Source organism: Pseudoalteromonas sp. PSi26, from assembly GCF_054960575.1.
In genome coordinates this window covers 61,274-75,557 of the sequence record NZ_JBHNYT010000005.1, presented here as the reverse complement: position 1 = coordinate 75,557, position 14,284 = coordinate 61,274, and the positions used below count along the sequence as shown (strand labels likewise).

Annotated in this window: 11 protein-coding genes; 5 read left to right on the top strand and 6 right to left on the bottom strand. The window is 40.0% G+C overall.

What is annotated here, in order from left to right; genetic code table 11:
- Positions 1–48: 48 nt before the first annotated feature.
- A complete protein-coding gene (locus tag ACFI34_RS06925) occupies positions 49–417 on the top strand; it encodes a hypothetical protein (protein WP_008127699.1) in 369 nt (122 codons plus the stop codon).
- A 119-nt stretch (positions 418–536) separates the two neighbouring features.
- Here the strand turns inward: ACFI34_RS06925 and ACFI34_RS06920 are convergent, their stop codons facing one another.
- From ACFI34_RS06920 to ACFI34_RS06900, 5 genes are all read right to left on the bottom strand, one after another.
- On the bottom strand, positions 537–3,722 hold the full coding sequence (locus ACFI34_RS06920; RefSeq protein WP_462672926.1) for an amidohydrolase family protein: 3,186 nt from the start codon (positions 3,720–3,722) through the stop codon (positions 537–539).
- Positions 3,723–3,821: 99 nt separating this feature from the next.
- Positions 3,822–4,646, bottom strand: a complete 825-nt coding sequence (locus ACFI34_RS06915; protein ID WP_462672925.1) for a M90 family metallopeptidase — start codon at positions 4,644–4,646, stop codon at positions 3,822–3,824.
- A gap of 104 nt (positions 4,647–4,750) precedes the next feature.
- A complete protein-coding gene (locus tag ACFI34_RS06910) occupies positions 4,751–5,389 on the bottom strand; it encodes a CatA-like O-acetyltransferase (RefSeq protein ID WP_462673058.1) in 639 nt (212 codons plus the stop codon).
- A 132-nt stretch (positions 5,390–5,521) separates the two neighbouring features.
- A complete protein-coding gene (locus ACFI34_RS06905; protein ID WP_006792367.1) occupies positions 5,522–6,562 on the bottom strand; it encodes a Leu/Phe/Val dehydrogenase in 1,041 nt (346 codons plus the stop codon).
- A gap of 425 nt (positions 6,563–6,987) precedes the next feature.
- Positions 6,988–8,514: a fumarate hydratase gene (locus tag ACFI34_RS06900; RefSeq protein WP_462672924.1), complete on the bottom strand. Its 1,527-nt coding sequence runs from the start codon at positions 8,512–8,514 to the stop codon at positions 6,988–6,990.
- A 169-nt stretch (positions 8,515–8,683) separates the two neighbouring features.
- Here ACFI34_RS06900 and pabB point away from each other — a divergent pair, with 169 nt between their 5' ends.
- The 3 genes from pabB to ACFI34_RS06885 all read left to right on the top strand — a co-directional run bounded on the left by pabB (position 8,684) and on the right by ACFI34_RS06885 (position 12,089).
- The gene (gene pabB, locus ACFI34_RS06895; RefSeq protein ID WP_462672923.1) at positions 8,684–10,033 is read left to right on the top strand and encodes an aminodeoxychorismate synthase component I; all 1,350 of its coding nucleotides are present in this window, start codon (positions 8,684–8,686) and stop codon (positions 10,031–10,033) included.
- Positions 10,034–10,035: 2 nt separating this feature from the next.
- Positions 10,036–10,611 (top strand): NUDIX hydrolase, encoded by a 576-nt coding sequence (locus tag ACFI34_RS06890; RefSeq protein ID WP_462672922.1) that lies wholly within the window; start codon positions 10,036–10,038, stop codon positions 10,609–10,611.
- 101 nt (positions 10,612–10,712) lie between these two features.
- Positions 10,713–12,089: an L-serine ammonia-lyase gene (locus ACFI34_RS06885; protein ID WP_462672921.1), complete on the top strand. Its 1,377-nt coding sequence runs from the start codon at positions 10,713–10,715 to the stop codon at positions 12,087–12,089.
- Between the two features lie 65 nt (positions 12,090–12,154).
- Here the strand turns inward: ACFI34_RS06885 and cysB are convergent, their stop codons facing one another.
- Positions 12,155–13,132, bottom strand: coding sequence for an HTH-type transcriptional regulator CysB (gene cysB / locus ACFI34_RS06880; protein ID WP_462672920.1), 978 nt, complete (start codon positions 13,130–13,132; stop codon positions 12,155–12,157).
- Positions 13,133–13,424: 292 nt separating this feature from the next.
- On the opposite strand from cysB, the gene ACFI34_RS06875 reads away from it, so the two are divergent.
- Positions 13,425–14,183 (top strand): hypothetical protein, encoded by a 759-nt coding sequence (locus ACFI34_RS06875; RefSeq protein ID WP_462672919.1) that lies wholly within the window; start codon positions 13,425–13,427, stop codon positions 14,181–14,183.
- Positions 14,184–14,284 lie beyond the last annotated feature (101 nt).

Below are 14,284 nucleotides of genomic sequence, written 5' to 3'. Positions count from 1 at the left end.
GTATAAATAGCTTCTCTTTATCTGTGTTCACAACGTATAGGGTCTCTGATGAGCAAACTAGACAAAACAGAAGTACTATCTGCCTTTGAAGCAGCGTATGAAGCTGCTAATGGTAAAAAACCTGAAATTACAACTAAACCAGGCTGGTACAGCATCGATGGCGGAAAAAACTTGCGCCTAGCTGACGTAGCTGAGCTAACTAAAGAATTAAGCAGTGGTAAAGCAACACCGGCACCTGCTGAAAAAGCGCCAGCTAAAAAAACTAAAACCAAAAAAGCTGCGCCTGTTACTGCTCAGAAAAAAGCGCCATTCACTGTGGTTACACAAAGTGAAGATGGTTACACCGCTGAAGAATTGTGGATTGTAATCCTAGCGCGTAAAGATCATGACTGTCGCCTACCGCGCGGTGTTGTTTAATCAACATTAATGATTTTAAAAGAAACCGCGTTAAGCGGTTTTTTTATGCCTGCTGTTTATAATTTGTAAAATAAAAAAGCGGCATAAAAGCCGCTTTTTAAAGACGTTAATTAAAATTGTTACTTTTCAAAATAAAGCGGTTTCCGTGCTTTTTTGCCAACTTCATTCATCGTTTCTGCATTAAATAAACGACCATTAATCATTGTATAATCGACTTTATCAGAGCTGCGAATATCAATTAACGGATCACCATCAATAACCATTAAATCAGCCAGTTTACCCACTTCAAGCGAGCCTACGTTTTTATCAAGCCCTAGGTACTTAGCTGGATCGAGTGTTGATGCGCGTATGGCTTCTAGTGGCGTCATGCCGCCTTGGGCAAACATCCACATTTCCCAATGTGCGCCTAACCCCTCACGTTGGCCATGTGCTCCTAAGTTAACTAATACACCTAAGTCTTGCAGCTCAGCCGACACACGTGCATTGTTAAAATGATTATAGTGATGATCGGGTGCTTTAACACGACGCATAGAACGCGGCAGCAACTGATTTTGAGGCACAAACTTACTTAAACGAGGGTGATTCCACACGTCAGTTTTATCATACCAATAGTTTTCACCCCATATACCACCATAGGCAACAACAAGCGTTGGTGTGTAACCCACATCACTTTGTGACCATAATTGTTTTATATCATCGTATATGTTTTCTACAGGAATTGAATGCTCAATACCTGTATGACCATCAACCACCATGCTCAAATTGTGTTGCAGTAGCGAACCGCCTTCTGGCACAACCATCATTTCAAGTTCGCGACCTGCCTCAACGACTTGTTGGCGCTGCTCACGACGGGGTTGATTGTATGATTTAACACTAAATGCACCGACTTTCTTTAAACGTTCTAAGTGAAATTTAGCATCTTCTAACGAATCAATATGCGAGGTATAACCCGGCATATTAGCCCCATACAAAATAGTACCTGTTGAGAAAATACGCGGGCCAACAATCATGCCTGCTTTTTGCATTTCACTGGCAGTAAATATTTCAGTGGTGTCGTTTGAAGGGTCGTGAATAGTCGTAACACCTAAGGCTAAACCTGCAAAGTTTTTCCAGTTTTGTTGAGGAATTATTTCACTGCTACCTTGAGAACCATGAGCATGGGCATCAACAATACCCGGCATAATAGTTTTGCCTGTAACATCAATTACTTCAGCATCTTTAGGTATGTTTATCTCAGAGGCTGAGCCTACGGCTTTTATATGCTTGCCATCAGTAATTATTACACCATTTTCAATGACTTTGTCACCATTCATCGTAATAATTTTACCGCCAGTTAAAGCAATCATGCCTTTTGGCTCATTCACCTTCTTACTGAATCCGATGTTTTCGCCATTTTTAACTTTAAAATCAGCGTCGCTTTTACTGTTAATCGCAAATACACCGTTTAAATTTGCATGGTAAAGCTCAGGCCCTAGTGTCCAATAAAGTTTGCTGCTATCGGCACTCCAGCTAATACTTTCACCAGCACGCACAGATAGCTGCTCTATAGGGAATTTACTGTCTTTAGGTCCAATATTTATGGCCTTCCCACTTTCAACTAATGGCGTTACATACACTTTAAATCGCTCAGCAAAAGCAAGATACTCCCCATCTGGAGATACTCTAAATTCAGTAGCATGCTCAGATTCATAAAGTTTAGATACTTTTTTGCTTTCTAGCTCTACAACACTCAGCGATGGTTTTGGCCATGGGCTCATTACAAATACACGGTCGTTGTCAGCCCCAAACTGTGGTTGATATCCACTTTTAGAAATCAGCTCACTTTTACCGCCTTTTGCGCTAACGCTATAAATACCTGGATTCAATGACCATTTAGGATTTAAAATACTGCCACCGCTAGCTTTACGATAAACAACCGTTTTACCATTTGGGCTAAACGTTGGTTCTACATACTTGCCTGGCTCTTGTGTAATTGTGTCGCCTCGACCACTGCGAGAAGATACAACGCGCACTTGCCCTTGCTTGTTATCGTTCCACGTGGTGTAAACTATTTTTTTACCATCGCGAGAATACTGCGGAAATAATTCAAAATGATCTGTTTGTTTTGTTAAACGCTTAATTTTTCCAGATTCTAAATCGCGTTTATAAATATAGCCTAACGCTTCAAAAATAGCGGTTTCACCGTCGGGGCTTACTTGTACATTACGCAGCATTTTTACATCAAATTCATCAGTGTCTAAATTTTGAGTAAAACGAAGCGCTGGTTGAATCTTTTTAATGGTTTCTACTTTAAATGCAATCTGGCTAACTGATTTGTCAGTCACGTCAACAGATTGAATTTTACCGCCCGCCCAAAATACCAATTCTTTATTGTCGGGTGTCCAAGCAATTGTAGGATAAACACCGTGAATAGCCCACGTTTCTTGCATATCACGCTCTAACTTATCGTATACCTGAGTGTGCTCACCCGTGCTTAAATCATAAAGATACAAACTAGTTTGAAAGTCGTCTCGCTTAATGTAAGCAAGCGTTTTTCCATCTGGCGACGGAGTCGGTCTAATTGCGCCACCCATACCATCAATAATTGTTTCTATTTCACCTGTTTCACGATCGTAGCGCTTAATTTTATATATACCCGCTACAGAATCCTTCGAATAGTGAAACGTTTTGCCTGGTGTTGCATCATGAGAAAAATACACATAACGCCCATCAGGTGAAAACATTGGCTCACCTAAATCTTTTTGGTCGTTCTCGCGTTTAGTCAGCTGAACCCCTTTACCACCTGCTTTATGGTATAGCCATACTTCACCAGCACCAAGTGAACGACTAGCCGTAAAGTGTTTACGCGCTACTAAAAAATCGCCATCAGGGCTCCACGCTGGACTATTTAATAGTCTAAACGTTTCGTTGGTTACTGCACTTTGGTTTTCACCGTTTAAATCCATAACCCAGATATTGTCGCCGCCACCTTGATCAGAAGTAAACGCAATGTTTTTACCATCGGGGCTAAAACGAGGTTGCATTTGCCATGCTATATCAGAGGTTAATTGTGTTGCAGTACCGCCACTCATTGGCATTGTGTAAATGTCGCCTAGTAAGTCAAATACAATGGTTTTGCCATCTGGGCTAATATCAATATTCATCCATGTGCCTTGTTCTACGCTAATTTTAGCGTCAACAAATTGCCCTTTAGGAGAATCTACTTGCCATTTTTGTTCATCTTTTTTATCGGTTGATTCAGCATGTGCTTGACCAAGAGCTAATGACACTGACAAAGCCAACGCCGTATGCAGCAATTTCTTCATAACTTTCTCGCTTATTATTGTTGCTGTGTGTTTTAACCGATTGCAACAAAAACAACCAAAAGTTACCAGCGTTATTTGATAAAGCGCAGTTTATTACGTTTAATGCCAATAAATGGGGTCAAATTGATAGTAGTTAACCAGCATTCTATAAATTTCGGGATCATAGCGTCGTAACTCTGCTGGTTTTTCGATAAAGGTTTCGGTGATCACCGCAAAAAATTCGGCCTCGTTTGTTGCACCATAACTATGAATAACATGAGGCATGCTATAAGCAACATGACTTTTTAACTGCGTAAAGGCACGACTAAATACCCTTGCCCACTCTTTATAATCCGCCGAGCTTTTTAAAAGTGGCGTACCGGTTGTTTTACCTGTTTCCTGATCTAACTGATGAGCGAATTCATGAAACACTAAGTTGTGCCCATCACTGGGTAAACGGCTTCCTTCAAGTACATCATGCCAGCTTAATACTAGTGTACCTCCTGGCCAAGATTCGCCTTGCCTCACCGTATTATGATAGCTTACTAAACCGGCACTATCACGCGTGGTTTGTGGTGCGTAGTAAGCACTTGGGTACAATAATATTTCTTTTACATTTATATAAAGTGGCCACGGCTTATTAAGCACGAGCACACAGGCATCAGCAGCTACGATAAGTTTCATCGCAGGTGTGAGTTTTAATCCATCGCAGCCAACAAAGCGTTTTTCATTTAAAAACCATACAATATGTCGCTCAAGTTTGGCTCTGTCAGCATCTGTCATTTTTCGGTAGATAGGCATACAACGCAGTAAAATATCTTTTTGCTGAGAGCTTAAACCCATACGCTGATACTTATTGCGCCAAACATAGGCTTGAATAGAAGGCCATTGCCAAAATATCACCACAAACGACACCAAAACGCTAATTAACAATCCATTTATCATGGCAATATCCTAAGCTTGCTTATGCTTTTATAAATAGGTCCAATTCAATGGGTTTTCAACAGACATAATGAACTTAATCATTTTTAGCGCTTGTATTACCAACCCTAAAGACACCTAAAACTATCAATTTCAGTTTGTAATATTTTTATAAAGCGAGCGACGTGCAGGCCGTCCATTAGAGAATGATGCACATCAATAGCTAGTGGCATCGTGCCACTGTGTTTATTGTACTGCCCAAATACAAACTTAGGGATCCCTAAACTTTGCCCTTCACTAAATGCATGTGAAAAAGCGCTAAAATTTAGCCAAGGTAAAACAGATATATGAATTAAATCAGCCTGCCCTTCTGTGTTTGCAAATGCGTCGCTAAATAGCGGGTTTGACTTAGCTTGTATGCTTACTTTTTCGCTATGGGCTGAAAACTCTTTAAAAGAGCCCATATAGTCAAAGTAACTAAATATAAAACACTCTTCCTCATTAAGCTCTACAACACTTGCACGAGTGCTTGTAAGTAACCAGGGCGTTTGTTTAATAATGCGCAACATTATCGGTTCGTACGCATGGCATGCTTTTAATGTGCAATAAACATAAGCCTGAAAAAATGAAATGCGCTGCGCTTTACAATAGCTAAATAGTGTTTTTGCATCTAGTAGAACACACACATTAAAGTATGGTTGGGTAAAATTTTTAAATAGTTCAAAATGTTGTTTACGAGGCCAGCTATCAAAGTCGATAGGCTGCATATTCGAAGTTGACGTCATTATACGTACCACACTTAATTAAAAATAAAGTGTAACGTTGTTTCATAAAAATAGCATTAATAACAAAAAAGGGGACGCAAATGCGTCCCCTTTCTTCAAGATCTAAATATAAATCTAAAGGCCATTTTGTATTATTTCTTGAGCAAGCTCATCTGCAATTAAGTGCGTCGATTTTTGCTCTTTTTCGCTGCGAGCAAAAATTTCTGTTAGCGTATTAAAAATACCCTCAACGTGTTTATTAGAGGCCTCAACGGTATAACCTTCTGGCGCAGTTTCGTAATAAACATTAATAATACCCCCTGCGTTTATAACGTAATCTGGCGCATACAAAATGCCTTTTTCACGAATAATTTCACCATGGCGTGATTGTGCTAACTGATTATTAGCACAACCAGCAATAATGGTTGCTTTAATACGCGGTATAGTATCATCGTTTATGGTTGCGCCTAATGCACAGGGTGCATACACGTCTACATCTAAGTCATAAATGTCATCAATACCAACAGCTGTTGCACCAAAATCGTTAACAACACGATCAATTGCAACCTGGTTTATATCTGTCACAAACAACTTAGCACCTGCATCAGCTAAGTGCTGACACAAGCCGTAAGCAACAGCCCCTAAACCTTGTACAGCTACTTTTATGCCCGAGAAGTCTTGGTGGCCGCGTTGATGCTGCAGTGCAGCTTTAATACCTAAAAAAGTACCGTATGCAGTAAAGGGAGATGGGTTTCCGCTTTTGCCTTCAAGGCCAAGAACGTAATTTGTTTCTTTGTTCATTAAAGCAACGTCGGCACACGTAATATTGACGTCTTCTGCTGAGTAATAGCTACCATTTAAACGCTCTAATTGGCGACCAAATGCACGAAAAAGTTGTTCTGATTTAATCTCTTTAGCGTTGCCAATAATGACAGATTTTCCACCACCAAAAGGAAGTCGCGCAACCGCATTTTTGTATGTCATCCCTTTTGATAAACGCAAAACATCATACACTGCGTCTTCATCTTTAGCGTAATCCCACATTCTACACCCACCAACAGCAGGCCCCAACTTGGTACTATGCACAGCAATAATTGCTTTTAAACCTGACTCTTTGTCAGAACAAAAAACTACTTGTTCATGGTTATCAAATTCAACTTGATTAAACACAGCCACTTAAAATACTCCGAAAAATTGACCCGTGAGAGGGTGTACGCGCTGGAAATTGTCGAGACTTTACCACTTCAAGATAGTGTTCGCCATACATCAAGATGGTAAAGCTAACAAACGCTAAGTGATTAAATTAAATAGTCAGCTTATAACTTATTAACAAATAAAAAATTCAAAATAAATTTAAAAACTAGAAATTAAAACTAAAATAACACAAGAGCACACCTCTTTACGTTTACGTTAGCGTAACCAGCGATTTTTCCGTAAAGTTATTAATACACCTACCATCTAAACGCAAGTTATTGTTATTTAATAATTTATATATATATAAACAATTACCATACAACTGGTAAGATCAGTTTTCACTCAATATTAGTGATTTTAAAATAAAAAAGCGAGCACATGGCTCGCTACATAAACAAAGATAACAATTACTTTAATTTGCTATCAAGCTCAGCAATTTTTGCCTTCCAAATCGCAGGACCTTGCGTATGAGCATTAGCACCTTCGCTATCTACAGCAACCGTTACAGGCATGTCTTCAACTTCAAACTCGTAAATCGCTTCCATACCTAAATCTTCAAACGCAACTACACGCGCTTTTTTAATCGCTTTAGATACTAAATACGCAGCACCACCTACAGCCATCAAGTAAACAGATTTATGCTCCTTGATTGATTCAACCGTTGCAGGGCCGCGCTCAGCTTTACCAATCATGCCAACAATGCCGGTTTTTTCTAGCATCATATCGGTAAACTTATCCATACGTGTTGCTGTTGTTGGGCCTGCAGGGCCTACTGCTTCGTCACCCACAGCGTCAACTGGGCCAACGTAGTAAATAAATTTATTATCAAAATCTACACCTTCAGGTAAACCTTCGCCAGAGTTGAGCATGTCTTGCAAACGTTTGTGCGCTGCATCACGGCCAGTTAAAATGGTGCCTGAAAGTAAAACGGTTTCACCCATTTTCCATTCTTGAACATCATCTTTCGTCAATGTGTCTAAATTTACACGACGTGTCCCCTCACCTACTTCAAAAGTCACTTCAGGCCAATCCTCAAGCTTTGGCGCTTTTAAATCAGCAGGACCTGAACCATCCAAAGTAAAGTGCACGTGACGAGTTGCTGCACAGTTAGGGATCATCACCACTGGTTTTGATGCTGCATGGGTAGGAGCGGTTTTAATTTTAATATCAACAACCGTTGTTAACCCACCTAAGCCTTGTGCACCAATACCTAGTTTGTTTGCACGTTCGAATATTTCTAGGCGAAGCTTTTCTTCTGTAGTTTCCGCCCCACGCTCCATAAGCTCATGGATATCAACAGGATCCATCAATGACTCTTTAGCCATTACTGCAGCTTTTTCTGCTGTGCCACCAATACCTATACCCAGCATGCCTGGTGGACACCAGCCAGCCCCCATTGTAGGCAGTGTTTTTTCTACCCAGGCAGCAACATCGTCTGAAGGGTTTAACATAACCATTTTACTTTTGTTTTCAGAGCCGCCACCTTTTGCTGCAACCATCACTTCTACTTCGCCACCAGCTACCAAGTCGATGTGAACAACCGAAGGTGTATTATCTTTTGTGTTTTTACGAGTACCAGCAGGGTCTGCAACAATAGAAGCACGAAGCGGATTATCTGGATTCAAATACGCACGGCGAGTACCTTCATCAACCATTTGTTGAACTGTTAAGTCTGTTTTGTCCCACTTAACATCCATACCCACTTTTACAAAACACGTAATAATACCTGTATCTTGACAAAGCGGACGCTTGCCTTCAGCCGACATACGCGAGTTAATTAAAATTTGCGCAATAGCATCTTTAGCAGCTTTACTTTGTTCTTTGTTGTAAGCTTTTTCTAATGCTTGAACAAAATCAAGTGGATGGTAGAACGAAATATATTGCAATGCATCTTCAATGCTATCAATAAAGTCTTGCTGACGGATTGTACTCATAATGGTTCCTTAAGTTAGCTTTACGCTTAAGCGTAATCTATACCAAACCGGTGACGGTGGTTTGTACTGTTTTAATTACAACGTTGATTTTATACTAAACGCTGCCAAAAAAATTTGACTTATGATACCCTCCCAGCCCGTTTGGAGCCAGTTCTTATAGGGGTAGTAAATGCTAAACAATAAAAATAATTGTATAAAATTATCAATAACACAAAATTGTATTGATGTATTTTCGCATTTTTCTCATCTGCCTCATGCCATACTGCTCGACTCTGCTGATAGCGACCATGTAAATAGTCGCTACGACATCATTTCCATAGAACCTGAACACTTGCTTGAAGTGAGCGATAACAAAACATTATTCAATGGCGAGCCAAGTGAGCTAACCTGTTTTGAGATAATGAATACCCATTTGCGCAAGCTCAGTGATACAAAAGCACCTTTTGACTTGCCCTTTAATGGAGGTTGGTTAGGTTATTTCGGCTATGACTTGGGTCGTATAATTGAAAAAATGCCAACCATAGCAGAGCAAGATATACACTTACCGCAAATGGCTGTAGGCCTTTATTTAGATGCACTTATTTTTGATAGACAGCAAAATGCGTGGTTTTATGTTTCACAGCCACATGTTGAAAGACGCTCGCTTTACGAGAAATATCTAGCATCAACTCCAATTGACGCAAAGTTTGAGTTAACGTCTGAGTGGTTTTCGAATATGAGCCAAACCCAATACGCCAAAAAGTTTGCTGTAATTGAAGACTATTTAAAAAGCGGTGATTGTTATCAAATTAATCTAGCGCAGCGCTTTAAGGCCCAATATAGCGGTAACCCTTGGTCAGCGTATGTTAAATTACGCGAAGCTAATAAAGCGCCTTTTTCAAGTTTTATTAATCATCCTGCAGGCGCTATTTTGTCAATTTCGCCTGAGCGCTTTATATCGATCCAGAACAATATTGTAGAAACTAAACCAATAAAAGGGACACTTGCACGTAAAGCTGACGCTCGCGAAGATAATGCACAAGCGTTAAAACTTGCAAACTCACCCAAAGACCGCGCAGAAAACGTGATGATTGTAGATTTACTTCGTAACGACTTAGGTAAAGTTGCCAAACCTGGCAGTGTAAAAGTGCCTTCTTTATTTGCAATAGAAAGTTTTCCGGCCGTTCATCATTTAGTAAGTACAGTAACCGCCGAACTTGATATGAATAAAACAGCCGTTGATCAACTCGAAGCCGCTTTTCCTGGGGGATCCATTACAGGGGCACCCAAAATACGCGCGATGGAAATTATAGAGGAGCTAGAACCCCACCAACGCAGTGTTTACTGTGGCTCTATTGGTTACTTAAGTGCCTGCGGTAATATGGATACCAGTATTACTATTCGTACCTTAGTTTGCTATAAGCAACATATATACTGTTGGGCAGGCGGCGGAATCGTGGCTGATTCTAAAGTCGAATTGGAATACCAAGAGACATACGATAAAGTTAATAAAATTCTACCTTTATTAGAGAGTAGGTGATCTTGAATAGCGACTTTATTAAAACACGTTTTCAATTAAGCCCAACAGCTGCGCCAAATCAAATAAAAGATTCTCGAAATAAACGTGCCAGTGCTGTTATGCTGCCTATTATTGATGTAGCCGGGCATGCACATATTTTACTGTGTAAGCGCCCTACCTATCTACATCATCACCCAGGTGAGATTTGCTTACCCGGTGGTAAGTTTGAAGCGAATGACAAAACTCTTCGCACAACGGCACTACGTGAATTGAAAGAAGAATTAAACATTGCGCACAAAGATGTCAATATCCTTGGCAATTTACCAGAGTACGCTACTTTGACTGGGTTTAGTATTCGCCCGTATGTGTGTGTTTTGAATAAAAATACGCAGTGGATAAACGATCATAATGAAGTGCAAGCCAGCTTTTTACTCTCCTTGGATGAATTAAGTAATGAAGCTAACTGGCAACCTTTGCCATTTCAACGTTTTGGTAAAGAAATTGTCCTGCAAGGATTTGTTACCCCCCACGGGTTACTATGGGGAGCAACCGCTAGCATTATAAAAAACTTTACAAAACAACTTGCCTTACCAGTTTAAATCTTCGTTAATAATAGTTACTTACTAACAATTCCGCGTTATTATGCTCGACCGTTCAAAGAGCAGCCTCGGGCTGAGTAAATTAATAAGAGACACACACTATGATCAGTGCATTTGATATGTTTAGCATTGGTATTGGCCCTTCGTCATCACACACCGTCGGCCCAATGCGCGCATCACGCTTATTTGTTAATGAACTCCATGAAAAACAGCTATTAAAAAGTGTTACAGATATTAAAGTAGAGCTTTATGGGTCATTAGGTCAAACAGGTATAGGTCATGGTTCTGGCAAAGCTGTTGTACTAGGCTTAGCAGGCTATGACCCTGAAACAATCGATGCCGATTTAGTCGATGATATTTTATTAACTATCGAGCAAGAACAAGTTATCTATTTAAACCAAACACACAAAGCCAACTTTCCTAAGCAAGGTGCTATTGTTTTTCATCGCCGTAAAACGCTACCTAAGCACTCTAATGCAATGGAGATTATTGCTTTAAATAATGGTGAAAAGCTTTATAGCAAAGTGTACTACTCTATCGGCGGCGGGTTTATTGTTACCGACGAAGGATTTGAAAACGAAAAGCAAGCAGCGCTCGATATTAGAGAAGAAAACCCAGCGCCTTACCCTTTTAGTAGCGCAAAAGAGCTACTTGAAATGTGTAAAGACTCTGGCCTGAGTGTTTCAAGCTTGATGATGAAAAACGAACGCACACTTCGAACCGAAGACGCTATAAAAGATGAGTTATTTCATATTTGGCACGTAATGAAAGCCTGTATTGAGCGCGGAATGCGTACTGAAGGGATTTTACCTGGCGGTTTAAAAGTAAAACGACGTGCACCCAGCCTATACTTAAAACTGAATATTGAAGTGAGCAACGATCCACTCAGAGCAATGGATTGGGTCGACCTATTTGCACTTGCCGTTAATGAAGAAAATGCCGCCGGTGGACGAGTGGTAACAGCTCCTACTAATGGTGCTGCTGGCATTCTGCCCGCTGTGCTCATGTACTATCATACATTTGTAAAAGAAGTAGACCGCGACATTGCCACGCGTTATTTACTAACAGCCGCTGCAATTGGTATTTTATATAAAAAGAATGCGTCTATTTCTGGTGCCGAAGTGGGCTGCCAAGGTGAAGTGGGTGTTGCTTGTTCAATGGCCGCCGGAGCATTAACTGAAATTGTGGGCGGTAATGTTGTACAAGTTGAAAACGCAGCAGAAATAGGCATGGAGCATAATCTGGGTTTAACATGCGACCCTGTTGGCGGCTTAGTGCAAGTTCCTTGTATTGAACGCAATGCGATGGGAGCGATAAAAGCTATCAATGCGTCTCGATTGGCCATTCGTGGTAGTGGCGAGCAAAAAGTATCACTTGATAAAGTAATAAAAACCATGCTTGAAACAGGTAATGATATGAAAACAAAATACAAAGAAACCGCGCGAGGGGGTTTAGCCGTTAACATTATTGAGTGTTAGGCCACCCCTAAACAAAAAAACCGGCTATTTAAAAATAGCCGTTTTTTTTGTTTTCAGACTCAGCGCTACTTTACAGGTAACTCTATATCTTCAAATAACTTATCTACATCATCTTGGTTGCGTAATAAACTTGCACGCTCCACGCGTTCTTTAGTTAAGTGTGGTGCAAAGCGTTCGATAAAGTCATACATATAAGTACGTAAAAAGGTGCCCTTTCTAAAACCAATTTTAGTGGTGCTTGCTTCAAATAAATGACTTGCATCAATACACACTAAATCAGTATCAGTAATTTCATCAATCGCCATTGAAGCCACAACCCCTACGCCAATCCCTAAACGCACATAGGTTTTAATTACATCGGCATCAGTCGCCGTAAATACAATATGCGGTTCTAACCCATGGGCGCTAAATGCTTTGTCTAATTCAGAACGCCCCGTAAAACCAAATACATACGTAATTAGCGGGTATTCAGCAATGTCTGCTACCGTTAAACTATTGGCTTTTTTAGCTAGAGGATGATCTTTAGCAACAACAATACTTCGGTTCCAATGATAACAAGGCAGCATGACTAAATCTGAGTATAAATGAAGTGCTTCAGTTGCAATGGCAAAATCGGCATCGCCCCTTGCCGCAGCATCAGATATTTGTTGCGGTGTGCCTTGGTGCATATGTAGTGATACTGCAGGGTATTTTTTCATAAACCCTTGAATTACACTTGGTAAAGCATAACGTGCCTGTGTATGCGTTGTTGCTATATTGAGCTTACCTTGATCTGGTAATGTGTGTTCGTTTGCGACGGCTTTTATACCCTCTACCTTTGAAAGTATCTCACGCGAGATATTTATAATGTCTTCACCGGCACTGGTTACATGCGTTAAATGCTTGCCACTTCGCCCAAAAATTTGAACACCTAACTCATCTTCTAACATACGTACTTGTTTAGAAATACCAGGCTGTGAGGTAAATAAACTCTCAGCCGTTGCTGAAACATTTAATTTATGATTTTGTACTTCTACTATGTATCTGAGTTGTTGTAATTTCATGGCTGCATTTTTACGTTGTAATTTATTATAAATAAAGGCAAATTCTATAAAGCAAAATCAGTTTTACTGGAAGCGTTGATTAAGCTCATAGCGTGCATTTATCGAAGTGGTGCTCAAGGCTAGCATAATAAATATACTTGAGGTAGCCATGATTAGACGAATTAATCTCATAGTCCTGCTATTTTACAGCAGTTTATTTAGCTATTTTGAAGTTAATTCGCGCAAAACTACCCCGATAGCTTATATTTAATGTAATATTAAAAAATTAGGTTATGAATCCGAGAATTACACCATGATCGTGTCTATTATAATTGTTCTTATAGTTGCTTTGGTTGTGATTGCACTTTGGGTAAGTGCTGTTCAGCAACACAAAGAAAAACAAGAAAATGAGCGCCGAAAAGAACTCACAAAACAAAAGGCGATCATTGAAGAAACTGACGAAGCTTTAATGAACCAGGCTAATATTCCGTTATCTGAAAACATTATTCGAGTTTTGCAAAGCCGAATTGCCGAAGCACTAAAAACAATGGTTACTCATTCTCCAACTTCAAAAGCATTAAAAAGCCGTTTAGAGGAAATGAAACAGCACCTTTCTAATCCTGTTCAAGGAACTAACAGCGACTCAATGGCGTTACCAAGCAACGATAAACAACTGGTTGCGTTAATTCAGGGCATAAAAAAACTACGTGTAATACTACGCTCTGAACACAGCAAAGGGCGTATTAATAGCCAGGTTTTTACTGGTGAAGACAAACAGCTTGAAAAGCTACAACTCAAAATAAATATTGAAAGCCAAATTAAACGAGGCATTTCGGCACGTTCTGCTAGTATGGTTGGCTCTGCTAGACAATATTTTGAAAAAGCCTACGCAACGCTTAGTGCTGTGCCTTATTCAGACGAATATGTAAATGCTAAACGTCAGGAAGTGGAACGATACCTAGAGGAAATTAGCGTTGAACTAAAAGCGTCTAACGCAAGCGCCCTAAAAAAGAAAAACGAGCAAGAACAAGACGATTTAGACGTGCTGTTTGCTCCAAAAAAGAAATGGTAACAGCTGCTTTCCACTGAATAATATAAAAGCCCATACATTATATGGGCTTTTTTAGCATTTAATATTAACTGTTATAACCGAAAGTTGAACACATCAAAAGA